This window comes from uncultured Victivallis sp., from assembly GCA_944389935.1.
Lineage (GTDB): Bacteria > Verrucomicrobiota > Lentisphaeria > Victivallales > Victivallaceae > Victivallis.
Genome location: CALXOE010000043.1, coordinates 1 through 24,011, shown reverse-complemented (window position 1 = coordinate 24,011; position 24,011 = coordinate 1). Strand labels below are relative to the sequence as shown.

Sequence of the window (24,011 nt, the reverse complement as noted above, 5' to 3'; positions counted from 1 at the left end):
GCGGGAACATGAGAATCCACGGAATTTTTTCACGGCAACCGGAGCCGCCACGTGCACTGCGTCAGATACGCGAATGCCATCAGCGCCAGCGCCACCAGCGCGAGACGCGGCGCAAATTCCCGATACTCTGTGTATTTCGGCTGTTCGACGACGGTTTTTTCGAGCCGGTTGATCTCCTCCATCACCTGTTTCATTCCCTCGGCGTCGGCGGCGCGGAAGTAGCGCCCGCCCGTGATGTTCGCGAGTTCCTGCAGGAGTTTCTCATCGAAACTCCCCTCCTGGCGCTGAATCATCCCGCCGAAAACGCCGACCGCGTTGTCGCTGCCGATCCCGACCGTGTGAATGACGACGTTGAACTTCTTCGCAAGTTCCGCGGCCTGCTCCGGCGTAAGCCGGTTCCGCGCGGTGTTCGCGCCGTCCGTGAAGAGCACGAGCACACGGCGCGGTGCGTCCGAGTCTTTCAGTCGGCTCACACCGGTTCCGAGCGCCGAGGCGATTCCGGTCAAATCACCAAGCACTCCCGGCTCCAGACTCTTCAGATGCGAGAAGAGCCACGCATGATCGAGCGTCGGCGGCGCGAGATTGTAGGCCGCCTCCGCAAATCCGACCAGACCGATCCGGTCGTTCGGGCGGGCCTCGATGAATTTGCGAATCTCATCTTTCGCAACGTCGAGCCGGTTCTTCAAACTGCCGTCCTTGATCGCGTTCACAAGCTGGCGACCCGATCGAATCTCCGGCGGAACGTCGTACGCCGCCATACTGCCGGAGAGGTCGATCGCCAGTACGATGTCGATCCCCTGCGAACGGATCAGAAACTTCTCGTTCCCGATACGCGGACGCGCGAGCGCAACGATCGTCACCCCGAGCGCCAGCAGCATGCACGTGAGCGGGATTCCCGGCCGCCGCGCCGCCCGGACCGACTCAAACGGCGCCACCGTCGAAACCGTGATCGACGGCTGTTTCTGGCGGTAGACGCAGTAGACCCCGATCAGCGGCAGCAACAGCAGGAGCAGCAGCAGCCAGGGATAAGCAAATTCGATCATTTCGCACCTCCTTCCGAATCGGCGGGACGGGTCGACTCGACCAGTTTCCGGGCACTCTCGAGCGCCTGTTCAAACAACCCCGCCTCCGGCGTCAGCGCCGCGAATTTCACACGGTCGGCCGATTCGAGAAATTCCCGCAGAAACAGCCGCTCCGAATCCGGCAGCACGGAATCGTCCCGATCGAGATCGGCCAGAAACTCCGGCGTGGTACGGGTCGAAACCGGAATACCGAACCGCTCCTCAAGATAACCCCGCACAAGATCGCTCAGCCGCGCGATCCCCTCTTCGACCGAAATCCGTCTGCTGCTCAACTCAAGCCCGAGCGCCGTCAGGAGCCCGAGCGTGCGTTCCTGCAGCGACAAACCGCGTGAACGGCGACGGCGCAGCAGCAACAGTACGATCGCGACGACCGCGGCGACTGCTCCGCCAGCGATCCACCAGATCCGGTTCGACTTCTGCGGCAGTTCGAGCGCGCCGGCCAGCTCCAGCTCCGTCCCCGGTTCCGGAGGCGTAAGAACGGCGGTGAAACCCGGGATCTCAACTTCTCCACGTACCGGCGGATTTCCGGAGAGTTCCAACTCCAGAACTCCCCCCTTGACCGCTCCATCGCGCAGCGCGCACAGCTCGAACGAGATCCGCCACGTCCGGCGCGTGAAACGCCACCCGGACCGCTCGATGCGGACACTCCCGACCGCGAGCGAACCCTCTCCGGGTTTGAGCTCCGCACTGTCGACCGAGCGGCAGAGCGGCAGCGTGAACTCCACACTCCCGGCGACGGGGGTGCCGACTTCGATCTCTCCGGCCCTGGCGAGAACCGCTTCAGCAGGCAGCTCAAATTCAGCCGTTTCCCGGAAACTGAGCAACCAACCGGTCCCGTAGACCAGCAGCGGCAGCAGAATCACTGCCGCGACGATCGCAGTAAAGATCCATTTCCACTGTTTCATGGTTCACCCCCTCCCCGCCTGGCGACGCCGTCGGGAAAAGAACTCCACCATCGGCAGCAGCACATCCCGATTGTTTCCGATTTCCACAAGGTCGACACGCGCACGGCGGCATACCTCCCGGCGCGCGCGCCGGGCGGCATCGAACGCTTCATCGAGTTTTTTCAGCGCCCGTTTCCCGCCCCCGAACCGGATCTGGCGGCCGGTCTCGGCATCTTCGACCATAACCGGCAGAAGCGACGGCCACCGTTTTTCGGTGGGATCGACGATCCCGGCCACGATCACGTCGTGCTTGCGGTTCAGAATCTTCAAGCTCATCTCGAAATTCTGAGCGTCAATCAGGTCGCTCAGCAGAAAAACGACGCTGCGTTTTTTCAGCAGTTGAGCGCTCTCGCGCAACGCGAGGTCGATGTTCGTCCCTTTCGACACGGGCTCAAACGCGAGCATCTCCCGGATCAGCCGCAGCGTATGGCTGCGCCCCGATTTCGGGGGAACATAGAGTTCGATCCGGTCGCTGAACATCAGCAGCCCGACCTTGTCGCCGTTGCGGGCGGCGCTGAACGCGAGGATCGCCGCGAGCTCCGCGGCGGTCTGCCGCTTGTTCCGCTCCGCCGACCCGAACACGCCGGAGGCGGAGACGTCGACCAGCAGCAGCACGGAGAGTTCGCGCTCCTCGACATACTTCTTCACATACGGGACACCCATCCGCGCCGACACGTTCCAGTCGATATCGCGGACGTCGTCCTCGACGGTGTACTCCCGGACCTCCTCGAATTCGATGCCGCGCCCCTTGAAGGCGCTGCGATACGCACCTCCGGTGATTTCATCGACCATGCGGTTCGTGCGGATTTCGAGCAGCCGGATCTGTTTGGAAATTTCAGACGGCAGCATGCGCACCTCCTCCCCGGACTAGGGTGTCCGCAGCTCGGAAAGGAGCTTGGCGATCACTGCGTCGGCATTGATGTTCTCGGCCTCGGCTTCGTAGGAGAGCACGATCCGGTGGCGCAGCACCTCCGGCGCGACGTTTTTCACATCCTGCGGCAGCACATACGCCCTGCCCGCGAGCAGCGCCGAAGCGCGGGCCGCAATCGCCAGCGCGATCGATGCACGCGGCGACGCACCGAAACTGACCAGCCCGTCGAGTTCGCCGAGTTTCGCTCCCGCCTGCCGGTCGGAGAGCTCCGCGCGACAGCCCGGCCGGGTCGCAATGACAAGGTCGAGAATATACTGCACGATCTTCTCGTCAAGATAGACGTTCTCGAGCATCGTTCTCGCGCGCAGCACATCGTCGAGCGTCGCAACGGCCGACACGTCGGTTACGGGAACCGGCCGCGCCATGCGTTCGATCACGGCGGCTTCGTCGCTGCGCGAGGGATAGCCGACTTCGAGCTTGAACATGAACCGGTCAAGCTGCGCCTCCGGCAGCGGATAGGTGCCCTCCTGTTCGATCGGGTTCTGCGTGGCCATTACGAGGAACGGTTTCGGCAGTTTGAAGCATTCGCCTGCGATCGTGATCTGTTTTTCCTGCATCGCTTCGAGCAATGCGCTCTGAACTTTCGCAGGGGCGCGGTTGATCTCGTCCGCAAGGACGATATTTGCGAAAACCGGCCCGATGCGGGTCGAGAATTCGTGCGTTTCGGCATTGTAGATGCGCGTGCCGATCACGTCGGCGGGAAGCAGGTCGGGCGTGAACTGCAATCGGGCGAACGTGCCTGAAAGCGTCTGCGCGAGCGTTTTGACTGCGAGTGTTTTCGCCAGCCCCGGCACGCCCTCGAGCAGCACATGGCCGTCCGCGACCAGTGCGAGCAGCAGCCGGTCGATGAGTTTCTCCTGACCGGCGATGACGCGGCCCATCTCGGTTTTAATCCGCTGAAGCGGCTGGGCGCAGATCTGCGCTTCGGCCTGGAATTTTTCGATATCTTTCTGTTCCATTGACTGAACTCCTCTATTCGGTTGTTTCGGTCCTCGGTGAACCTGTTAGAGGTAACATAAAAGGTTGACAGAATTTTTCAACCCCTGAAATCATATTTTTATATGGAACTTTTCACAAAATGGTGCAAAACCCCGATTTGACGGAAAAATGACGGATGAAAATGGGCCTATTCTGCCTCCATCGGGTTATAATCGAGAAAATATATTGATAATCAACTTATTACAAAAGTGACGGAAAAATAACGGGAAAATGATGAAACGGCGGATTTTCCCTCAAAATCGCAAAGGGAAATCCGCCGTTTCCGGGAGGGCGTCCGCACACTCCGTCCCGTAAAAAAAGAAATGCGGCAATGCGCGCGGCGGAAACGTCACGCCGCGGTGTCCGGTTCCGCTTTCTGGAACAGCTTCATGAGCAGATCATTCGTGGTGATCATACCGATGATCTCGGAGGATTTTCCTTTCACGAGCAGCAGCCGGGAGTCGAGTTTTTCGATATTCTCCGCAAGCAGAAGCTGAAACTCATCGCCCGAAACGACCGGGGCGGGGCGCAGAAGTCCGCGCCAGTCGCCGTCGTTGAACAGAAGCTGCCGGATCTCCAGAACTCCCGAGAACGACTCCGGATCACGCCCGGAAACGACCGGGTAACGCGAATGAGGACTGCGGCGCGCAGTCTCGAGCACTTCGTCGCGCGACATGCTCTCGCGCAGACAGACCATCTCCGCCCGCGGCACCATAAGTTCACAGATCCGGTCCTCTTTCAGGTCCGGAATCTCCTGAATCGCCTGCTCCTGTGTCGGCGTGATGTGCTTCGCCTGGCGCGCCATAGAGGCGAGGGCGTCAAGTTCTTCCTCCATCTCATTCCCGGCGTGTTCCGGCTGTTCTTTTCCCTCGAACGGACGGTTGATAAAGTGGACCAGCCAGATGACCGGGGTCATGAGCACGATCGCAAACTTCAGAATGCGCGCCGTGTGCGCCATCACGAACGCATTGAATCGAACCCCGATCGTCTTCGGCAGAATCTCCGTGTACTGCACCATCAGCACCGTAAAAATCAATGAGAAGAGCCAGATGTAATCACTCCCGTAGAGGCTGTCGAACTGCGCCCCGGCGATCGCCGCGCCGAATGTGTGCGCAGCCGTGTTCAGAATCAGGATGACCGCAATCGGTTTCTCGATGTCGCTCTTGAGTCCCTCGCAGATTCTGCCGAGCCTCGGATGGCGTTTGCTTATCAATGCGAGTTTTCCGGGATTGAGGCTCAAAAGAGCCGCTTCCATCACAGAACAGAGAAAGGAGATACCCATGGCTACCGCCACCGCGGTGATCAACGTCAACATAAAAATTCCTGTTGTTAAAATTAAAACGATCCCCCCGAACCGGTCGGACGAGGATTCCGGGATTTTGCCTGATTGCGGGGCCCCGGCGCCGCTGCGAATTGATCGAATGCGGAGAAAATCAAATCAGACAGGCAAAACAGGACCGGCTCGAACCGGCGTCGCATTGAGCAGAACTTCCCGCAGAACGGAGAATATCGGCAGAAAATCCATCGTCACCGGAAACGCAACCGGGAGATCACCCCGCTGGAAAGAAGGTCCTCTCTCGGCATCACGGGAAATCTTTCCGGATGGAGTCTGGCGCGGGCGGATTTTTCCCTCGCGGAGAGTCCGCTTCAGATTCCGAACTCCTCCGGAAAACATCTCCGCATTCTCAACACGCCCCCGCGGCAGAATCGTATCGCCAAAAGCGCCCTCACAGAAGATCAGGGAAAAGAAACAAACGGCAAGCAGCAGCAGGGAAAAAGAAACGGAAAACAGAAAGAACCGGACAGCCGTCTGCCCGGGCTTGATCGCAAATCCGCAATGTTCCGTTCTACTGAAAGTATCCCTCCTGACTTCTTCTAATATATTCCGGATCCGGAAGAATGCAAGTGCACTTTTTCCGGTTTCCGCAAAGAAAGGTTGCTTTTTCTCTCCGGAAGTGGTATACTGTACCCCGGCAAAGGAAAACAGTGGTCATGAATCCCGTACTGATATCACGCGCGGCCGAGCAGCACGATCTCGACCGGATTCCGAACCGAACCCGGCTGGAAGTGACCTGCCGGGCTGTCCGGCTTACGCTTGAGCTGGACATTTTCCATTCCGGATGCGACCTGCGGGAACGGGAGTACCGGTTCACCCATCCGTCTCCCCCGTTCTGCCGGCTGTTCCACTTCTGCGGGCCGGTTTCGCCGGGGGCGGAAATCCGGATCGACGGACTCCTCCATCGACTCGATGCGGCTGGGATTTATCTTCTGAATGCGGAACATTCGTTCGACGTCCGATATCTTCCGGGTTCGCAACTCTGCTATGCCCACTTCCGGCTTGTCGATCGTACGCGCCGCTCGGTCTTCCTCGACTCGCCGGGAGTGCTCAGGGCGGAAGATGCCGCCACGGCCGCAGCCCTCGAACGGGCCTGGCTGAGTGAAAATCCTCTGGCCGTCCAGAACGCGGCAGCCATGGCCGCCTCTCTCTTTTTGGAACCGCTGCTTGAATCACTGTGCGAACGCAGCGAACTCTTCGCCGGATTCGGGCCGATGCTGGCCCTGCTCGACACGGTGCCGCCCGCGCAGCTGCGGATTTCCGAACTGGCCGAGGCGATGAATATGACCCCCGGCGCCCTCTCCCGGAGTTTCCGCCGCCGGATCGGAATCCCGCTCAAGGAGTTTCTGAATTCCATCTACCTCGATCGTGCGCGGGAGCTGCTCTTCCGCTCCGGCGGAACGATCGCGGATACGGCCCGGATGCTCGGCCACCGTGACGTTCATTATTTTTACCATGCGTTCCGCAAGTTGACCGGCATATCCCCCGGACAATATCGGGAAAATCAGGAATATTTCGATGATAAATAACTGTGATGTGCTGAAATCGCACCATTCCGTCTCTTTTTCGCAGTTGTTTCGGCGCGATTTTCTGCTATAATTGATAAGAGACGAAACATTCTCAGAACGGAGGAATCTCAATGAGTCAGCACAAATTTTCCCGGCCCGAATACCACCTCACCGTCCAGAAAGGATGGCTCAACGACCCGAACGGTTTGATCCGGCTCGGAAACGACTATCACATGTTCTTTCAGCACAATCCCTCCGCGCCCGACTGGGGAAACATGCACTGGGGACACGCCGTAAGCAGCGACCTGCTGCACTGGAAAGAACTTCCGGTCGCTCTCAAACCGAAAAGCTCCGAAGACCTCTGCTTCTCGGGCAGCGCGATTCTCGATACTGAAAACGCCTCCGGATTCGGTTCCCGGGAGAATCCCCCGCTGCTGGTCTATTTCACCTCGACCGGCCGCGGGGAGTGCCTCGCTTACAGTCTCGACGGCGGCATGACGTTCCGGGAGTATGAGCACAATCCGGTCATCCGTCACAACGGACGCGATCCGCGTGTCATTCAGTATGCTCCGGGACACTATGTCATCGCGGTTTACGACGAGGTCAACCACATCGCCTTTTACCGTTCGTCCGATCTCAAAAACTGGACATTCCGCAGCCGGATTCACGGTTTTTACGAGTGTCCGGAACTGTTCCAGCTCGGAGGGCGCTGGGTTCTGTTCGCCGGAAACGGCGTCTACTCCATCGGCCGGTTCGATGGTGAGACATTTACGCCCGAGACCTTTCCCCGGCCGCTCTTCGAGGGGGACGCCTATGCCGGACAGACCTTTGCGAACTGTGACCGGCGCATCGCCATATTCTGGTTGCGCGATCGGAAAGGAATCTTCCGCGAACAGGGCTTCAGCCAGCAGATGTCCATTCCCGTGGAACTGACGATGAAAGAGGAGCGTATCCTCGTGAATCCCGCCGTGGAAGTTCCCGGCAGTTACGTTCTCTCTTCCCCCGACCGTCCGGTCACAATCCGCGGCGTGGAACTTCCGGCCGCCGAAGAGATCCTCGTCGTTGAAGATACGGCGACAGTCGAGGCGTTCATCAGCCACGGAGAACGGTGCATCCTGCGGTACGCCACTGAACCACTTGATCCGTCACTTCACCGGAAATAACGGATTTTCCCGTTATTTCCGCTCAAAACAAGAGATTTATTTCTCAGAATATCACGGAAAAACATGATGAAACCTACTTTGAACATTCTCGTCTTCGGCGAAATCCTGTTTGATGTGTTTGAACAGGATGCCCGACTCGGCGGCGCCCCGCTGAACCTCGCAGTCCACCTGCACCGTCTCGGTGCGGAGACGACCCTCATCTCCGCCGTGGGGCAGGACCGGCCCGGTGATGATGCAATCCGGAAAATCGCGGACGAGGGGATCGACACCGGCCGGATCGCGCGGGTATCGCACCCGACCGGCAGAGTCAACGTCACGCTCGACAAGGCTAAAATCCCATCGTATTGCTTTCTGCCGGAGTGTGCCTGGGATTTCATTCCGGTGCCGTCGGACATACCGGTCACTCCCGATCTTTTCTGTTTCGGGACACTCGCACAGCGCGGTGAGGTTTCACGCGGGACGCTCCGCACTCTGCTCGCCGGCCTCGAATGCAAAAAATTCTGTGACGTAAATCTGCGGCAGAATTTCTATTCAAAATCGATCCTAGAGGAGTCCCTCGCCGTGTCGGACCTTGCAAAACTCAACGATGAAGAGCTCGAAATCATCGCTCGACTCTTCAACATCGAACCGCATCCCGAAGCCCTTGCGGAGCGATTCAGGCTCGATACTGTGATTCTGACTCTCGGTCCGCGAGGATGCGAAGTCTGGAACGCAGGCAACACCATCTACGCCCCTGCCTGCCCTGCCCATGTCGTCAGTACGGTCGGAGCGGGCGATGCATTCAGCGCGGGATTTCTGTTCCATTTTCTCTCCGGAAGCGGCCTCAAAGCCGCTGCGGAAGAGGGAAACCGACTCGCGGCACAGGTTGCCGCCCTCCCCGGAGCTTTTTGAATTTTTTCCATAAAAAAACCGGGGAAAGCAATGAGCTTTCTCCGGTTCACACCAACAACCACGATCCGGCGGTCGGATTTCCGCCGAAGTTACTTCGCCGCCTGAAATTCCGGCAAATTCCCATACCGTTTTTCTAATTCCGTCCGCTCTTGAGCGGAGGCCTGCGATAGAACTTTCCGGAAATATTCCGTCATAAACGGCTTGTAGTATGTTTTCCAGAAACTTTTTCCGGCCGCTGCTTTCGCCGTTTCGTCGGTAAACGTTCCGGTCAGAAGATCCAGATAGAACGTCGGCTTGTCAAGCTTCATGCGCCGTTCCAGACGGTTGACAACCAGTGTATGAAGCCGCTTGTCCGCCAGATCGTAAGGAACCCGCTTACCGGAACCGTCGACCGCATTCACTCCCTCCGGGGAAATCCCGACCACAGTGACGAGATCACGACTCGGCAGCTCCACGGAGAAACTCGACGCCGGCGTAATCGTCCCCAGACGGGCGGAGAACTCCCGGATCTTCTTCAGTTCGGCAGGTAATTCCATACAGAATGCATTCACCTGATTGACGAGCTGCAGCTCCTCCGAAGTTTTTCCCACCGGCAGAGAAAACAGTTGCAGATCACTGATCGCCTGATCAAACGGTGCCGTATTCCCGGTACGGGCTGCCGTGAAAAACGCTTCAGCCGCCGCTCCCAGCAGCGGATTCAGCTTCGGAAGAATCTCCGCCAGACGTACTTGCGCCTGCGCTCTATCCTCAGCTTCCTGCTGTCTGCGTTTTTCAGCCGCATTCCGGGCTTCGGCTTCGGCCTGAGCCTGGCGGCGCTTTTCCTCTTCAAGTTTTTCGGCGGCTTCTCTCTTCGCCGCATCATCGGCATCGTGACGCGCTTTCAGCCCGGCGAGAAATTTCTCCCTGGCAGCTTCCCGCGCGGGCGCTACGCGACCACGTTCATCGATCAGATTGTAAATCGGCAAATACGACTGCAACGCCGCGTTCTCCTCCGGAGTCTGTGCCGCCGGATATTTCCGGAAAAACTCGTCCGATCCGATCAGAAAACCGGAATAATCTTCCGGATTGCTGCGTCGCATTTGAAGCAGTTTTTCAATTCCCGCCAGATATTCAGGCCGGGTGACCGGCTTCGGCGGTTCAGGTGGTTTCGGAGGAGGCTCCGGTTGTGTGCTTTGCGATTTTTCTTCAACTTTCTTCTCCTCTTTCTCATAGAAAGGATCACCCGGCAGAATCTCTTCTCGTTCAACCGGTTCCCCTTTCACAAGCGCAACAAGTTTGTCGCCATACGGCTTGACCGATTCCGGCAGCTGCCCTTTCAAAGCGAGGAAATAAAATACTCCGCCCAGACATCCCAGCGTAATCGCAAGGAGAATGATCGATACGACAATGTATACGAGGATTTTCACCGCACCCGGTTTCTTTTCTTCCTCGTCTTTCCCTTTCTTCTTCTCTTTTCCCTTTGCTTTCTTGTCATCGGGAGCGGGTTCCTGCGGCGGAGGCTCTTTTTTCTCCGGTTTCGGAACAACTTTCAGCGCGAGAACATCATCCGAATCGGATTTTGCAGGAGATTTTCCACTCTCCACGGGAGCAGCAGGTTTCACGGCTGCTTCCGCAGCGGGGACCGCTTTCGGAATCGATTCTGCCGCGGGCTTTTCCGCCGGTTTCACGGCTGCTTCCGCGGGCTTTTCCACCGGTTTCGCTGCTGCTCCTGCGGGCTTTTCCGCCGGTTTCGCAACATCTGCAACTTTCATTACCGGAGTTGCCGCTTCCGCAGCTTTCGCCGCCGGAGCCCCTCCGAACGGGGATTTCACCGGCGTCGCACCGAGCCCTTTTCCTCCGAACGGGGATTTCACCGGTGCCGCACCGGGCTCTTTCCCTCCGAACGGGGACTTTACCGGCACACCGGGCCCCTTTCCTCCGAACGGAACTTTCGCACCGACACCGCCTGCCGGTTTCTGCAAACGGAAATTCAACCGCGGCACCGTATTGTTTCCCGACTGCGAATGCATGAGATACATGTCCAGCGCCTTGATGAGCGGAGCCGGCGTCTGGTAGCGGTCCTCGATGTTCCGCGCCATCATCTTCATGATGATTGTATTGAGCTCATCCGGAAGTTCCGGATTCACCTCTTTCGGCGGCTGCAGATGGCCTGCCACGTGCATCTTGGCGATCTCTTCAGCCGTGTCGGCCACATAGGGAAACCGGCCAGTCACAAACTGATAGAAAGTCGCCCCGAGACTGTAGATATCGCTCCGGACATCGGTCGGGACGCCGGTGAGCTGTTCCGGGCTGATATACTGCGGAGTACCGAGCACCTCATCGCCCTCGGAGGCCTCCTTGTCGTTGATTCCGGCCACGCGGGCGAGCCCGAGATCCGCCAGCTTGGCGAACCCGTTCGCATCGAGCATGATGTTGTCCGGCTTGATGTCCTGATGGACGAGTTTCTCATCGCGCCATGCGCATTCGAGCGCGCTGGCGACCTCCTTGATGATTTTCGCCGCCGTGGTGAAGTCGAGAACATGCTTCTCTTTCAGGATCTCTTTCATCGTCCTGCCCCGGATGTACTCCATGGCAAAATAGAAGATCCCGTTTTCTTCCCCGACGGCGTAGGCCTGCACGACATTCGGGTGATTGATACGACCTGCGGCACGCGCCTCCCGGAAGAATGCCTCCACATACTCCTTGTCGTTCAGAAATTTCGCCTGAAGCACCTTCAGGGCGACCGGACGGTCCAGGGAAATCTGCCGCGCAAGGAAAACTTCGCCCATTCCTCCCTTGCTGAGTTCCCGCTCAATGACGAAACCGCCGATCACTGCGCCGGGAGAGGTGCGGGACGCGGGAAACTCCACCATCTCCCCGCAGTTGGTGCATTTCACCAGATTCCCCTCTTCCGGCTTTTCGGCCTCAAACACTTTTTTGCATTTTCCGCAATATATCTTCATTTCCGTACCATGTCAGTTGCCGGTTATTCCCATTTCTCAAAAACATCTCACGGGAATATATACTCGCAGCAGTGCAAATACAAGTTTTTTGTAGCCAATCCAACCGCTTTTCAGGAAATCTTTTGAAAGCGGAAGCTCCGTCAGAAGAAATAACGAATGATCGCCTTTGCCCGCAGACGGTTCAGATATGCTTGCCGGATCTCATCATGGCGGGAGGTTTCGATCCGCTCACGGATTTCGGCGCTCAATTCCCGGAAATTTCCTTTTTTCTCCGGCGTATGGGAAAGAATACGCAGAAAAACCACCCCTTCCGGCGTCCGGATCGGACCGTAAACCCGCCCCGCGTCGAATGAATCGATCGCAGCGGCAAACTCCGTCCGGAGACGCCGGCACTCGATTTCGCCGAGATTGCCGCCGCTTTGCGGATCCGGCCCGACACTGTGCGCTTTCGCAAGTTCCGGAAATGACTCCGGCGAAGCTGCCAGCTGTTCGGAAATCTCTTTCGTCTTCCGTTCCAGATCCGGGTCTTTCGGGTCGAGCATGATCATGGCAAGCTCGATCTTCTCCGGAGAGACGAACTCCTCCCGGTGCGCCTGAAAGTATTCATACACCTCGCGCGGCGTGACATTGCTCTCGACTCGAACCCGGTCATAGATCATGATCTGCACAATCATCGATTCTTCAATCTCCCGGCGCAGCTCCTCAATCGTCGTTCCGGACTCCCGGAGTTTCCGGGTAAACTCACTGCGGGAACGAACCCCCATGCGTTCCGCTATGTTGTCCAGCTCCTCTTCGATGTTCCGCTGCGGAAGATCAAACGGATTCTCCCGATACGCCTCCAGCACCAGAATCCGGTCGATCTGATCATCTACGGCTTTCATCCGGATCTTCCGGATCTCCTCCTCAAGCCGCTTGCCGGAGTAAATCGCATACGCCTGAAACTCACTGCTGCGTGTCGATCCGAGAATATCGACCAGACTGACCGGTTCCCCGTTCACCGACGCCAGAATCGAATTGACCTGCATCTGCTCTTTCTCTTCGGAAAAACCAGTTGCCGCCGCAAAAATCAATGCGAGAAACAGCCCGAATGCACCTCTTTTCATCATTGAGCTTCCCTCTCCCGTCTGCGAATCGCCCGCCGAATCGCCAGATCCACCGCCGCATGAAAGCTTCCCTCGTCCGCAATCCCGCGCCAGGCGATGTCGAACGCCGTGCCGTGATCAGGACTCGTCCGGATCACCGGAAGCCCGAGCGTCGAATTCACCCCGCTCTCAAACGCCAGCATCTTGAATGGAATATGCCCCTGATCGTGGTACATCGTCACAAGCCCGTCATAACGACTCCGGGTCGATTCGACAAACAGCGTATCCGGCGGAAAAGGACCGTCCACATCGATTCCGGCAGCGCGAAGTTCCGCAATCGCCGGTTTCGTCTCCCGCTCATCTTCGACGCCCATGCAGCCGTTTTCCCCCGCATGCGGATTGATCGCCGCCATCGCAAGTTTCGGCGATGCAATTCCCTCCGCCCGGACCGCCTCATCGAGCAGCCGCGTCACCCGCACGATCTCGGACTTCACCGCCCGGGACGGCACCTCCGCCAACGGAATATGACAGGTCACGAAAACCATCCGCAAAGCTCCGGAAGACTGCATCATGACATAGTTCGAGCAGCCGCACAGTTCCGCAATCCGTTCCGTGTGCCCCGTGAACGGAATCCCGGCGAGATTCACCGCGTATTTGTTCATTGGAGCTGTCACAATCGCGTCGACCTCTCCGGAAAGCGCATCCCGAACCGCCATGGTCAATCCGTCATATGCGATTTTTCCACACCGGCCGTCGGCGCGTCCAAGCTCAAAACTGCCGAACGGCAACGAACCGGCGGAACGTATTTCCGTCACTTTTCCGTCACTCCAGCGACGTGCAGCCTCCTCAAGTACCGTCACTTCTCCGTAAATGACGAATCGTGCCCGATTGTTCCATTCCGGAGAAACCGCCGTTTTCACCGCAAGTTCCGGTCCGATTCCGGCAGGATCTCCGGCAGTCAGCGCGATCTTCGGAATGTAGTGCGCCATCTTACCACTCCTGTCCCTGTTTTGAATAATATTCCGCTACGTGCGGAATGAGCGGCTTGATCAGCTTTTTGATCGCCTTTGCGTACTCCTGAATCTCAGCCTGCGCGTGATCGCTGTCACGCAATTCAAGGAAATGAAGCAGATTCGACAGATTGACCGTCCCCCAGAACGTGACCATCATATTCTGCGGCAACACACCGCGCGCCTGCTCCCGGCAGACTCCAGAGGCGATCAGATGCTCATAGAGTTTCAAACTCTCCTGATTGTGGCGGCGAATCTCCTCGCGGAGTTCCTTTCCATCGAAATTCGGATCGAAGTAAGAGGCCTGACGATTGTTTTCCGACTGCCGTCGCAGAACCGACGGCGTGTAGAACTCCATGTCGATCTCCGTGTAGCGGCGCGAAATCTCGTTGTAGCTCCAGGTCCGATGCCGATGCCACTGCCCCCGGATGAAGAGCGGGCAGTGAATGCTGAACGTGAACACCATGTGTTCCAGCGGACTCGTATGTCTGTTCGCAATCAGATATGACAGCAGCCCCACATCTTTTTCGTCCATCTCTTTCTTGAGTTTTCCGAACGAAACGCGGGCGGCGTTCACGATGGTCGCTTCCGTTCCGAGATGATCGATCAGGCCGACCCATCCCTGTCCGTCAAGAACTTTCACATGATTGACGGGCGGTACATTCAGATGTTCCATGGTCTCTCCTTCATGAATCGGATGTTATTTTCCGGTTTTCGTTTCCGCAAGAATGGCGCGCACACGGTCGATGGAGTGCTGCACACAGCGGGACATCGCTTCCGCCGCGGCGTCGGGAGTATCGTCGTGAATCGCCTCACGGGTTGTAACAGCCAAATTTTCACTTCCGACAAGTTTCCGGTCCGTGAAAATACGCACGGTATAGTCGACGCTCAGCACAGCCTGCCGCGGACTTAAATCGAAGTCGAACCGGTAGATCGTACCGCTGATCCGGACAAATGTTCCATTTCTGCCGCTCGCACGTTCTCCGTCCGGCGAAAGAATTCTGTACATCTGCCGCTCAAGCATCAGATCCGGAGAGAGCAGCCAGCGGTTGTAGTCATCCGCAATCATCCGGCAGCTCTTCTCCCGATAGAGAAAGCGACGGTCCGAACCCGAAAGATTGCGGAATGTCCCCACCTCGAACCGGACTTCCGGCAACGGATCCTCCCTGGTCGACAGATCGTACTCCACCGGATCAACATAGGTGGTCGACATCAGAGCGCATCCCGTCAGAAACGGAAGAAACAAACTGCTTAACCAGATTTTCATCTTCTGTAAAAACCTTATTTTATCCGTCATTTTTCCGTCACTTTCCCGTCACTTTAAATACGGACGAATGTAAGCAGCTCCTACTCCGTTACTTCCGAAATTCACCCAGAGAATTTTCTTTTCATCACTCCGGAGAAAAATTTCGCCGCTGCCGCCGGAGAGTGTTTCCGCTTCCCGACCGAGCGGAGTCCATCCGGTCAGTTGCAAACGGTCTGAAACCGTCCGCAGCAACGCAGCCGGATCCCCGCCGCTGTTCCGGAATGAACCATACACCGCGTTCCGGCCGGGAAAACGGATGATCTGCTCCACTGCCGCCCCCGGCGGAAGTTCCGGAAGTTCCGACGGCCACTCACCGGGAGCCGGCAGTTTTTCCGGAGAAGTGATCCGGAAAAACGTCACCGGTTTTCCGGGACCGCCATCGACCATCAACCACCGTTCCACAAGATTCCCGCCAACCTGATAAGCCGTTTTCACGGAACCGGGACCGAATTGGAGATTCTCCGGCTGAAACGTCCGCAACAAAAATTCTGTCAATGTGACGAAATCCGTGTTGATCGCCGAAACCGTCAATTCCAGATCGACTCCGTTCACACTCATTTTTTCAGTATGCAGAACCGGCCCGACTCCTGGAATGGTCTCTGCAAGCGACTCCCGGGAAGAGGTTCCACCACCTTTCCACGGCCAGAGCGTAAACACTTCACTGCGAAGCGAAATAGCCAGACCAATGAACAGAATCAGGAGAACGATCTTCCGTTTCATGTCCACTCCAGCTGAACTTCACCGCTGTTTCAATGACTCCATAAACCGCCCCATACGGTCGAGCGCCTCAATGAGTTCCGATGCCGCCGTAGCATAACAACAGCGCACAAACCCCTCTCCGCTCGCGCCGAACGCCACACCAGGCACCACGGCAACCCGCTCCGCTTTCAGCAGCCGCTCCGCAAATTCGGTCGAATCCAGTCCCGTCGAGCGAATCGACGGAAACGCATAAAATGCCCCTTTCGGCAGCAGACACTCCAGACCGATTCTGTTCAGCCCGTCGACAATCAAATTCCGGCGTTCACAGTAGGAATCACGCATGCGGGCCATCTCTTTCGCTCCGTTCCGCAGCGCCTCGAGCGCCGCTTCCTGGGCCATTGTCGAGGCACACATGATCGCGTACTGATGAACTTTCATCATCGCATCGATGATCTCCCGCGGACCGCAGGCGTAACCGATCCGCCACCCGGTCATTGCAAACGCTTTGGAAAAGCCGTGCAGAAACAGCGTCCGTTCCCGCATGCCGGGCAGCGAGGCGATCGAAACATGCTCCCCCTCGTAAAGAAGTTCAGAGTAAATCTCATCCGTAATCACCACAAGATCGTGCTCGATTGCGATTTCCGCCACTTTGCGGAGATTCTCCACCGGCATGACCGCGCCCGTCGGGTTGCAGGGGAAATTCAACAAAAGAACCCGGGTCTTCGGCGTGATTTTCCGACGCAGCATCTCCGGATCGAGCGCAAATTCATCCTCGAATCTGGTCTCGAGCGGAACCGGAACACCGTGCGCCATACGCACTTCCGCCGGGTACGAGACAAAGCATGGTTCCGTGTAAAGAACCTCATCCCCGGGATTCAGGAGTGAACGCATGGCGATATCGAGCGCCTCGCTCACGCCGATCGTGATGATGCACTCGTTGTCGGGATTGTAGGAGACATGATAATTCTTCTCCACATAGCGGCACACTTCGCGGCGCAGCGCCGGAGTTCCAAGATTCGAGGTGTAACTTGTATGTCCTTTTTCCAGAGAAAAAATCCCCGTTTCCCGGATCGTCCACGGCGTCACAAAGTCAGGTTCGCCAACGCCGAGACTGATGACGTCGTCCATCGTATTGACAAGATCGAAAAATCGCCGGATGCCGCTCTTGGGCAGCTGTTTCACATGATCGGCGACAAACTCCCTATGGGCACACTTTGAGTCGTTCATATTCTTCATCATTCTGCATAATCCTGCCGGATTCCTTGTATTTTTTGAGCATGAAACCGGTCGACGTGGAAATCACTCCGTCGATCGTGGACAGCTTCGCCGACACGAACGAGGCGATATCCTGAAGAGAATCCCCCTCGACCATCAGCAACAGATCGAATCCCCCGGAGATCAGGTAGAGATCCGTGACCTCCGGGTATCGCGCGATGCGCTGCGCCACCTGGTCGAATCCACCATCCCGGCGCGGCGTCACCTTGACCTCGATCAGTGCCCGCACCTTGCTGATTCCGAGATCACTCTCGTTCAAAATCACCTTGTATCCGCGAATCACACCCTCATCTTCCAGGGAGAGAATCGCTGCTTTCACCTCTTCCGGAGTCGCGCCGACACGTTTTGCGATCTCGGCAAGACTCATGCGCGCATCTTCCGTGAGCAGATTCAGAATTTTAGCTTTCATGCGTACAATCCCCTTGTCTCCTGCTTTTCTTCTATATATACTGTACCATGACCAGGTGGAATTTTCCACTTCTCAGCGGAGAAAAAACACGAGAAGCCAGAAAAGAATTCCATTGTAGATGAAGCTGTCAAGCACATCGAAGGCACCTCCCATCCCCGGAATCCAGTGGCCGGAGTCTTTGACATCGCAGGTCCGCTTCAGAGCCGACTCCGTAAGATCACCCGCGAAACTCCCGAGCGCAAGCACCACGGCGGCGGCAATATACCACCCGAGCGGCGCATTCACCCCGATTCCCTTGCTGCAGAACAGCCAGTAGAACAGCAGACTCACTGCAATGCTCAGAATCACGCCGCCGGCGGTGCCCTCCCACGATTTTTTCGGACTGATCGACGGAACAATTTTATGATTTCCGCCCGGCATCCACCGGTTGGAGAGCATGCCGAAAATATAGCCGCCCGTATCCATCGCTTTCGTGACCATCATCACGAAGAAGAGCGCCACCGGTCCAAGCCCGGGCTCGAAATAGACGAGCGCAAGCGCCGTCACCGGGATTCCGCACAGAGCCAGAATCCCGACTGACCCGAGAGAACGCTCTAAGACCTCTTTCTTCTCTTTCCGGAAAAGCAGCATGACCCAGCCGCCGAACATAATGACCAGAAGAGAACATGCCGTCAGAATCTGAAAGAGAACCTGGACGTTTTTCAACCGGTTCTCGCCGGTCATCAGCGAGTAAAAAGAGTCCGATTTCAACTGGTTCTCGCCAGTTATGAGCGAGTAAAAAGAGTCCGGCTGAAACGTCAGCCCCAACAGCATGACGGTGAGAAAAAATCCGCCCAGAATCGCCGCACTCTTCCGGAAAGAACGAATTCCAACCTTTTCAAGCATCGTTCCAGTTTCATAAAACATCATCCCGGCCATCAATCCCGCTGCGATGGAAAAGAGATACTTCCCCCACTCCGGCCAGAAAACCATGACCGCCAGCAGCGCGATGAGGATCGGAAAACTGATCGCCCTGTACTTCAGCAACTTAACACTCCCTTGTTATGATATTGATCCGTCATTTTTCCGTTATTTTTCCGTCATTTCAATCTTCCGCCGAACCGGCGTTCCCGCTTCCGGTAGGCGGCGAGCGCTTCTGCAAACTCCTCTTTGCCGAAATCGGGCCAGAGAGTATCCGTCACATAAAACTCCGAATACGAGAGCTGCCAGAGCAGAAAATTGCTGATCCGCAACTCTCCGCTCGTGCGGATCATGAGTTCCGGATCCGGCACATCCGGCGCATAGAGACAGTTCCGGAACGACTCCTCCGTCAATTTCTCCGGTTTTTTTCCGCTCTTCCAGGCTGCTTCCAGATAGCGGTTCACGCCGTCGACGATCTCCGCCCGCCCGCCGTAACTCAATGCGAAAATCAACGTTCCGGCCGTATTGTCCGCCGTTGCCTCGATCGCCCGGAGCAACTTTCCCCGGACACCCGCCGGAAGATCACCGAGTCGGCCGATCGCCCGGAGCCGGATGTTTTTCTCCATAAGTTCCGGAATCTTTTCATCGAGGAACTCCTCCATGAGCTTCATCAAAGCGGCAACCTCCTGCTTCGACCGCTTCCAGTTCTCAGTACTGAACGCATAGAGCGTCAGAAAATCGATTTTCGCATCCCTGGCGGCTTCGAGAATCACCGAAACCTGATTGGCGCCGCGCCGATGTCCCTCGATCTTCGGCAGCCCGTGCCGTTCGGCCCAGCGGCCGTTTCCATCCATGATGATCGCCACATGGCGAATCGTTTTTTCCGTCATGCCTTATTTCCTCCGAACAACCGGGACTCCACCGTCATGCAGAGAAGATGGTAGACCGGCAGATGATACTCCTGAATCCGATAGGTCTCCGACTCGGGGACAGCCACCACACAATCCGCATACGCTTCACAGCAACCGTGCCGGTTTCCGGTCAGCAGAATCGAACGCATTCCGAGCGCTTTCGCGACCATCAGGGCGCGTTTCACATTCGCGGCATTCCCGCCGGTGGAAATCGCCAGAAGAACATCCCCTGCGCGGCCGAGCGCCCAGAGCTGCTGGCCGAAGACGAGTTCCGCATCGACGTCGTTCGCAAACGCACTCAAATAGGCGGGATGACTCAACAGCGAAATGCAGCGCAGACCGTTCTGCAGTTTCGCCGCCGTCTCGGCGCCCTCGACTCCGAACAAAGAGTCGAACCGTTCGCGCTGGTCCGCAGCCAGAGGCCGGAGCATCCGGAATCCTTTCAGAAATTCACCGCAGATATGTTCCGAGTCCGCAGCACTGCCGCCGTTGCCGCAGGTGAACAGCGTTCCGCCGTTCCGAAATGTCTCCGTCACCATTTCAATCATGGTTTTGAGAGACTCACGGCAGACCGACAATGCCGGATACCTCTCCAGAAATTGTTCTACTTCCCCGTTCAAGTTTCCATCCTTTCTCAAACCGGCAGCCGGGTCAGCGGTGCTCCGCAGGAACAGCTCTCAACTTCCCGGAAAACCCGCCAGATAAGATAACCGGTAAAAGGAGCTTTTTCAATCGTCCTTACGGGAAATCGAGATTTATTTTATCCCGGAATTCACCAGAATCGCCGATTTTCAAAATGATGATAAGTTTGTTAATAATTCGTTGATGATTGGTTGATTTTCTGTTAAAAAATCATTATTCACATGATTTCACCCGTACCGTAATCAGAGTTATTCACAATTTATGTGGCATATGGAATTCTTTTACCATTTGACGGTTAGCGATGAAAAAAAACGGTTATTGACAGGAAAAGACTCCTTATAATACTTCTGAATATTTCTTTTTCTTTATTTAAGAACTAAGAATAGAGAGAAATCGGCGAGGCTGCAGAATAGGCGGAAAATATCGCTTTCGATGGTTGTTTTTTTGAGAATGGAGGTGTAAATTACCGGTATGAGCATCGGAAAAAAATAACATTCCTGGAGGCTGAAAATGAAATTTACCGTCAACCGCGAAAAACTGCAGAAAGCGCTGCAGCGGGTAGGGAGCATCATCGGATCCCGTTCGATGTTTCCGGTGCTCGGCAATGTTCTCCTGCAGGCGGAGGACAATATTCTGACGCTGACCACGACCGATCTTGAAATGCGGATTTCAACGACGCTGGAAGCGACCGTGGAGGTTCCGGGGGTCTCGACCGCGCCGGCCCGTAAACTGGCATCCCTGGTCGGCTGCTTCATCGGAGCGGATGTGGTTTTCGACGTCGATGAGAAAGATCATATCAAACTCCGCTGCGGAACGAGTCATTTTACGCTGCATGGTCTGGCTGCCGCTGATTTTCCGGCGGCGGAACCTTTCGAGGCCCGTCGCGAGATTAAAATCAAGGAGAGCGAATTCAAGAAGATGATCGCGTCGATCGCCTATGCGGTCAGCGTCGATGATTCGCGCAAGGTTCTGACCGGAATTCTGCTGAGTGCGCGCGACACGGCTCTCACGCTTGTTGCGACCGACGGCAAGCGCCTCGCCATGCAGGAGAAAACGCCAGAATCGATCACCGGCGGGGATGGAGACGCAATCATTCCGCTGAAGAGCGCGCAGGAGATGCGTCGACTTCTCGACGGCGACGACCTCATGACCATCCGGATCGGCGAAAAGCAGTGCATGTTTATCGGAAAGACCTTTGAAGTGACCACGAAGCTGATCGAGGGAAATTACCCGAATTACCGCCAGGTGGTTCCCGCCTCGTTCAGCCGCGCGATCGAGGTTCCGACTGCGACGTTTCTCGGGAAGATCGAGACGGTTTCGCTTGTTCTTTCCGATTCGAGCAGTTTCATCATCCTGCGTTTTGAGGATAACCGGCTGACGCTCCAGGCTTCGAGCACGGAGGTTGGAGAGGGCAGCGATATGGTGGAAGTCGCGTTTGACGGTGAGCCGTTTGAAGTTTCATTCAACCCGGCGTTTCTGGCTGATCCTCTGCGCAACTGCAGCACCGAGACGATCCGCATGAAGCTGAATGATCCGCTGAACCCGGTTGCGATCGAGGGGGACGAAGGGTTTCTTTACGTGATTATGCCGATTCGCAAGAAATAATTTCGAGTCCGTGGCTCTTTTTGAACAGCTCAATCTCGCCGATTTCCGGAACTGTGAAAGAGGCGAGTTCTGTTTTTCGGGAGATAAGATCGTTTTCACCGGTCCGAACGGATCCGGAAAGACGAATCTCCTGGAAAGCATCTGTTTTTTGAGTATTCTGCGGTCATTCCGCACAGCCTCGGGGCGGGAACTCGTACGGATCGGCAGCCGCGGTTTTGAACTGTCGGCGAAGATCCGTTCCCGCGGGTATCCGGAGACGTTGCGGGTTGTTCAGCAGGGAAACCGGCGGGAAACCTGGATCGATTCGTCCCGGATCCGGCGTTCGAGCGAGTTCATCCGGGAGTTTCGGGCGGTGGTGTTCGTGCCGGAAGATCGCAATATTGTCGGCGGGAGTTCGTCGTTCCGGCGGCGTTTTTTCGACATGCTGATTTCAACGCTGGATGGTGCGTATCTGTCGGCGCTGGCTCGTTACAATCGGGCGCTTGCGCAGCGGAACCGGGCGCTGAAGAGTCCGGGAAAAGGCGCGATTGCGGCGGCATTTGAACCGGAATTGGCCGAAAATGCGCCGCTGATCGCCCAACGGCGCCGGGAATACGCCGGTCTGGTGGAGGAGGAGTTGAACCGTTTGCTGATTCAACGTGGCGGCGGAGAATTCCGGATATCGTATCGCTGCGATTACCCGGAAGAGCCGGAGGAGTATCGGATTGCGCTGGAGAAATCCCGCGGGAAAGAGATCATCCGCGGTTGCACCGGCAGCGGTCCGCAACTGGATGAATTTGAATTTCTGTTGAACGGAAAGTTGTTGCGACATTACGGGTCAACGGGTCAGATCCGCCTGATGTCGCTTCTGCTGAAACTGGCGGAATTCAACCTGGTCCGCCGTTCCGCGCAGGAGAAAGTTGCGGTGCTGGTCGACGATGTGACCGGGGAACTCGATGAGGAAAACAAGATCCGTTTTTTCGAGACGATTTCGGATGCGGATCAGCAGTTTTATACATTCACGGAATTTCCGGATCTCGCTTTCTTTCGCGATGCGGAGGAAATTGCGATCAATCGATCCATTTTGTGCAGGGGATAAAAAATGATCAAACAATATGTATTCGGGCCGGTGGCGTCGCGCCGGCTGGGGATTTCGCTCGGAGTCGACCTGGTTCGTCCGAAAACCTGTTCTTTGAACTGTATTTACTGCGAGGCGAAAGAGACGACTGATCTCACGCTCGAGCGGAAAGAGTATGTGCCGATTGACGCGGTAATTGCGGAACTCGATGAGGTTCTGAGAACGAAGCCGGAACTCGATTACATCACTTTTTCCGGGTCGGGAGAGCCGACGCTGAATTCCGGTATCGGGCGGGTGGTTTCTTTTCTGAAAGAGAAGCATCCGGAATACAGGATCTGCCTTTTGACCAACGGTTTTGCTCTGGGAGACCGGCAACTTCGTTCCGAAATAGAGCCGGTGGATTTGATCGTTCCCTCGCTGGATGCCTCGAATGCGGAGGAGTTTGAGGTGATCAATCGGCCGCATCCGGATTTGAAATTTGACGGATTTATCCGTGATTTGACTGATTTCTGCCGGACTACGAAGAGTCTGGTTCACCTGGAACTTTTCATTGTTCCCGGCGTAAACGACTCTGATGAATCGATTGCGCGATTTGTGGAACTCATTCGTCCGATGAGAGTTCCGCTCGTTCAGCTCAATACGCTCGACCGACCCGGGGTGGTCGATTGGATTCGTCCGTCAACTGCCGGAAATACCCGTCGTTTTATCGCCGCTCTCGAACCGTTTGTTCCGGTGGAGGCGGTCGGTCCGTTCCGTTACCGGACGCAGACCATTGCACACGATCCCTCTTTGTTCACGGGTGCGGAAAAGCGGATTCTCGATCTGGTGAGCCGCCGGCCGGCGACGGTGGCCGATCTTGAAGTAGCGCTCAACCGGCCCGGCAGTGAAATCAATCCGATCCTTGAGAAACTGTTCAAATCCGGATTGGTTGAAATCGAAAAGCAACAGCGCGGAACTTTCTACTCCGCCCCGCATTATAAAAAGTGACGGAAAAATAACGGATTATTCCGTCGTTTTATTTAAATATTTTGATTGTCAATAATTTATCGTAAAATATTTTTTCATTTTTTCCGGCGGAATAGAGTCTTGCAAGAGGAAAAACAGGGGGGAGGAAAAGCATCTCTCCCCATCCCCACTATCCATCAAAATCCTCATCGGCCAATCATTGCCGCCGCAACGCATTCCAGCGCGCGACAGGACAAGAGAGGGGTGCGGGGGAGAGAAAACAACTCGCTTTCCAACTCTCCACTCCGTTCCCACTCCGCAACCCATTCCGGCGCTCGGCGGAACAAGAGAGGGGTTCGGGGGAGAGAAAGCGGCTCGCAAGAGCGCGTCTCTCC

The 24,011-nt window shown here is 56.3% G+C and carries 22 protein-coding genes; 6 read left to right on the top strand and 16 right to left on the bottom strand.

Features of this window, described 5'->3' with window-relative positions; all coding sequences use genetic code 11:
* Positions 1 to 29: 29 nt before the first annotated feature.
* From Q0J85_RS12075 to Q0J85_RS12055, 5 genes are all read right to left on the bottom strand, one after another.
* A complete protein-coding gene (locus Q0J85_RS12075; protein ID WP_294481961.1) occupies positions 30 to 1,043 on the bottom strand; it encodes a VWA domain-containing protein in 1,014 nt (337 codons plus the stop codon).
* Positions 1,040 to 1,987: a hypothetical protein gene (locus tag Q0J85_RS12070; protein WP_294481959.1), complete on the bottom strand. Its 948-nt coding sequence runs from the start codon at positions 1,985 to 1,987 to the stop codon at positions 1,040 to 1,042. Before Q0J85_RS12070 ends, Q0J85_RS12075 begins: the two co-directional genes overlap by 4 nt.
* A gap of 3 nt (positions 1,988 to 1,990) precedes the next feature.
* Positions 1,991 to 2,875, bottom strand: coding sequence for a DUF58 domain-containing protein (locus tag Q0J85_RS12065; RefSeq protein WP_294481957.1), 885 nt, complete (start codon positions 2,873 to 2,875; stop codon positions 1,991 to 1,993).
* 18 nt (positions 2,876 to 2,893) lie between these two features.
* On the bottom strand, positions 2,894 to 3,916 hold the full coding sequence (locus Q0J85_RS12060; protein ID WP_294481956.1) for an AAA family ATPase: 1,023 nt from the start codon (positions 3,914 to 3,916) through the stop codon (positions 2,894 to 2,896).
* 368 nt (positions 3,917 to 4,284) lie between these two features.
* Positions 4,285 to 5,250, bottom strand: coding sequence for a CNNM domain-containing protein (locus tag Q0J85_RS12055; RefSeq protein WP_294481955.1), 966 nt, complete (start codon positions 5,248 to 5,250; stop codon positions 4,285 to 4,287).
* 677 nt (positions 5,251 to 5,927) lie between these two features.
* Here Q0J85_RS12055 and Q0J85_RS12050 point away from each other — a divergent pair.
* The 3 genes from Q0J85_RS12050 (at position 5,928) to Q0J85_RS12040 (ending at position 8,833) form a co-directional block, all read left to right on the top strand.
* A complete protein-coding gene (locus Q0J85_RS12050; RefSeq protein WP_294481954.1) occupies positions 5,928 to 6,800 on the top strand; it encodes a helix-turn-helix transcriptional regulator in 873 nt (290 codons plus the stop codon).
* Positions 6,801 to 6,910: 110 nt separating this feature from the next.
* Complete coding sequence (locus Q0J85_RS12045) at positions 6,911 to 7,942, top strand: glycoside hydrolase family 32 protein (RefSeq protein ID WP_294481952.1); 1,032 nt, start codon at positions 6,911 to 6,913, stop codon at positions 7,940 to 7,942.
* Positions 7,943 to 8,005: 63 nt separating this feature from the next.
* Positions 8,006 to 8,833 (top strand): carbohydrate kinase, encoded by an 828-nt coding sequence (locus Q0J85_RS12040; protein ID WP_294481950.1) that lies wholly within the window; start codon positions 8,006 to 8,008, stop codon positions 8,831 to 8,833.
* An 89-nt stretch (positions 8,834 to 8,922) separates the two neighbouring features.
* Here Q0J85_RS12040 and Q0J85_RS12035 read toward each other — a convergent pair whose 3' ends face one another.
* The 11 genes from Q0J85_RS12035 to Q0J85_RS11985 all read right to left on the bottom strand — a co-directional run bounded on the left by Q0J85_RS12035 (position 8,923) and on the right by Q0J85_RS11985 (position 19,987).
* Positions 8,923 to 11,745 carry a serine/threonine-protein kinase gene (locus Q0J85_RS12035; RefSeq protein ID WP_294481948.1) on the bottom strand — a complete coding sequence of 941 codons (2,823 nt, stop codon included), beginning with the start codon at positions 11,743 to 11,745 and terminating at the stop codon, positions 8,923 to 8,925.
* 170 nt (positions 11,746 to 11,915) lie between these two features.
* Positions 11,916 to 12,881 carry a peptidylprolyl isomerase gene (locus Q0J85_RS12030; protein ID WP_294481947.1) on the bottom strand — a complete coding sequence of 322 codons (966 nt, stop codon included), beginning with the start codon at positions 12,879 to 12,881 and terminating at the stop codon, positions 11,916 to 11,918.
* Positions 12,878 to 13,846, bottom strand: coding sequence for a 4-hydroxythreonine-4-phosphate dehydrogenase PdxA (gene pdxA, locus Q0J85_RS12025; protein ID WP_294481945.1), 969 nt, complete (start codon positions 13,844 to 13,846; stop codon positions 12,878 to 12,880). The genes Q0J85_RS12030 and pdxA overlap by 4 nt, the downstream gene beginning before the upstream one ends.
* Position 13,847: 1 nt before the next feature.
* Positions 13,848 to 14,543 carry an FAD-dependent thymidylate synthase gene (thyX, locus tag Q0J85_RS12020; RefSeq protein ID WP_294481943.1) on the bottom strand — a complete coding sequence of 232 codons (696 nt, stop codon included), beginning with the start codon at positions 14,541 to 14,543 and terminating at the stop codon, positions 13,848 to 13,850.
* Positions 14,544 to 14,567: 24 nt separating this feature from the next.
* Entirely contained in the window at positions 14,568 to 15,134 is a 567-nt protein-coding gene (locus tag Q0J85_RS12015; protein ID WP_294481941.1) for an ABC-type transport auxiliary lipoprotein family protein, read from the bottom strand.
* A gap of 48 nt (positions 15,135 to 15,182) precedes the next feature.
* Positions 15,183 to 15,893 (bottom strand): hypothetical protein, encoded by a 711-nt coding sequence (locus tag Q0J85_RS12010; RefSeq protein WP_294481939.1) that lies wholly within the window; start codon positions 15,891 to 15,893, stop codon positions 15,183 to 15,185.
* Between the two features lie 18 nt (positions 15,894 to 15,911).
* Entirely contained in the window at positions 15,912 to 17,111 is a 1,200-nt protein-coding gene (locus Q0J85_RS12005; protein ID WP_294481938.1) for an aminotransferase class I/II-fold pyridoxal phosphate-dependent enzyme, read from the bottom strand.
* The gene (locus Q0J85_RS12000; RefSeq protein ID WP_294481936.1) at positions 17,074 to 17,556 is read right to left on the bottom strand and encodes an Lrp/AsnC family transcriptional regulator; all 483 of its coding nucleotides are present in this window, start codon (positions 17,554 to 17,556) and stop codon (positions 17,074 to 17,076) included. Before Q0J85_RS12000 ends, Q0J85_RS12005 begins: the two co-directional genes overlap by 38 nt.
* A gap of 72 nt (positions 17,557 to 17,628) precedes the next feature.
* A complete protein-coding gene (locus Q0J85_RS11995; protein ID WP_294481935.1) occupies positions 17,629 to 18,582 on the bottom strand; it encodes a phosphatidate cytidylyltransferase in 954 nt (317 codons plus the stop codon).
* A gap of 53 nt (positions 18,583 to 18,635) precedes the next feature.
* Positions 18,636 to 19,346 carry a polyprenyl diphosphate synthase gene (uppS, locus tag Q0J85_RS11990; RefSeq protein WP_294481934.1) on the bottom strand — a complete coding sequence of 237 codons (711 nt, stop codon included), beginning with the start codon at positions 19,344 to 19,346 and terminating at the stop codon, positions 18,636 to 18,638.
* Positions 19,343 to 19,987 (bottom strand): SIS domain-containing protein, encoded by a 645-nt coding sequence (locus Q0J85_RS11985; RefSeq protein ID WP_294481931.1) that lies wholly within the window; start codon positions 19,985 to 19,987, stop codon positions 19,343 to 19,345. Before Q0J85_RS11985 ends, uppS begins: the two co-directional genes overlap by 4 nt.
* A 532-nt stretch (positions 19,988 to 20,519) precedes the next feature.
* On the opposite strand from Q0J85_RS11985, the gene dnaN reads away from it, so the two are divergent.
* The 3 genes from dnaN to Q0J85_RS11970 are packed head-to-tail and all read left to right on the top strand — an operon-like array spanning position 20,520 to position 23,658.
* Positions 20,520 to 21,614, top strand: coding sequence for a DNA polymerase III subunit beta (gene dnaN / locus Q0J85_RS11980; RefSeq protein WP_294481930.1), 1,095 nt, complete (start codon positions 20,520 to 20,522; stop codon positions 21,612 to 21,614).
* A 10-nt stretch (positions 21,615 to 21,624) separates the two neighbouring features.
* Entirely contained in the window at positions 21,625 to 22,692 is a 1,068-nt protein-coding gene (locus Q0J85_RS11975; RefSeq protein WP_294481929.1) for a DNA replication/repair protein RecF, read from the top strand.
* A 3-nt stretch (positions 22,693 to 22,695) separates the two neighbouring features.
* Entirely contained in the window at positions 22,696 to 23,658 is a 963-nt protein-coding gene (locus tag Q0J85_RS11970) for a radical SAM protein (protein ID WP_294481928.1), read from the top strand.
* Positions 23,659 to 24,011: the final 353 nt, after the last annotated feature.

Bases quoted from the DNA above. Each gene is read 5' to 3' on its own strand.
- Q0J85_RS12045 (WP_294481952.1), top strand. From the start codon at position 6,911: ATGAGTCAGCACAAATTTTCCCGGCCCGAATACCACCTCACCGTCCAG.
- Q0J85_RS12070 (WP_294481959.1), bottom strand. From the start codon at position 1,987: ATGAAACAGTGGAAATGGATCTTTACTGCGATCGTCGCGGCAGTGATT.
- thyX (WP_294481943.1), bottom strand. From the start codon at position 14,543: ATGGAACATCTGAATGTACCGCCCGTCAATCATGTGAAAGTTCTTGAC.
- uppS (WP_294481934.1), bottom strand. From the start codon at position 19,346: ATGACGGAAAAAACGATTCGCCATGTGGCGATCATCATGGATGGAAAC.
- Q0J85_RS12010 (WP_294481939.1), bottom strand. From the start codon at position 15,893: ATGAAACGGAAGATCGTTCTCCTGATTCTGTTCATTGGTCTGGCTATT.
- dnaN (WP_294481930.1), top strand. From the start codon at position 20,520: ATGAAATTTACCGTCAACCGCGAAAAACTGCAGAAAGCGCTGCAGCGG.
- pdxA (WP_294481945.1), bottom strand. From the start codon at position 13,846: ATGGCGCACTACATTCCGAAGATCGCGCTGACTGCCGGAGATCCTGCC.
- Q0J85_RS12000 (WP_294481936.1), bottom strand. From the start codon at position 17,556: ATGAAAGCTAAAATTCTGAATCTGCTCACGGAAGATGCGCGCATGAGT.
- Q0J85_RS12030 (WP_294481947.1), bottom strand. From the start codon at position 12,881: ATGATGAAAAGAGGTGCATTCGGGCTGTTTCTCGCATTGATTTTTGCG.
- Q0J85_RS12005 (WP_294481938.1), bottom strand. From the start codon at position 17,111: ATGATGAAGAATATGAACGACTCAAAGTGTGCCCATAGGGAGTTTGTC.
- Q0J85_RS12015 (WP_294481941.1), bottom strand. From the start codon at position 15,134: ATGAAAATCTGGTTAAGCAGTTTGTTTCTTCCGTTTCTGACGGGATGC.
- Q0J85_RS12040 (WP_294481950.1), top strand. From the start codon at position 8,006: ATGATGAAACCTACTTTGAACATTCTCGTCTTCGGCGAAATCCTGTTT.
- Q0J85_RS12055 (WP_294481955.1), bottom strand. From the start codon at position 5,250: ATGTTGACGTTGATCACCGCGGTGGCGGTAGCCATGGGTATCTCCTTT.
- Q0J85_RS12050 (WP_294481954.1), top strand. From the start codon at position 5,928: ATGAATCCCGTACTGATATCACGCGCGGCCGAGCAGCACGATCTCGAC.
- Q0J85_RS11970 (WP_294481928.1), top strand. From the start codon at position 22,696: ATGATCAAACAATATGTATTCGGGCCGGTGGCGTCGCGCCGGCTGGGG.
- Q0J85_RS12060 (WP_294481956.1), bottom strand. From the start codon at position 3,916: ATGGAACAGAAAGATATCGAAAAATTCCAGGCCGAAGCGCAGATCTGC.
- Q0J85_RS12065 (WP_294481957.1), bottom strand. From the start codon at position 2,875: ATGCTGCCGTCTGAAATTTCCAAACAGATCCGGCTGCTCGAAATCCGC.
- Q0J85_RS12075 (WP_294481961.1), bottom strand. From the start codon at position 1,043: ATGATCGAATTTGCTTATCCCTGGCTGCTGCTGCTCCTGCTGTTGCTG.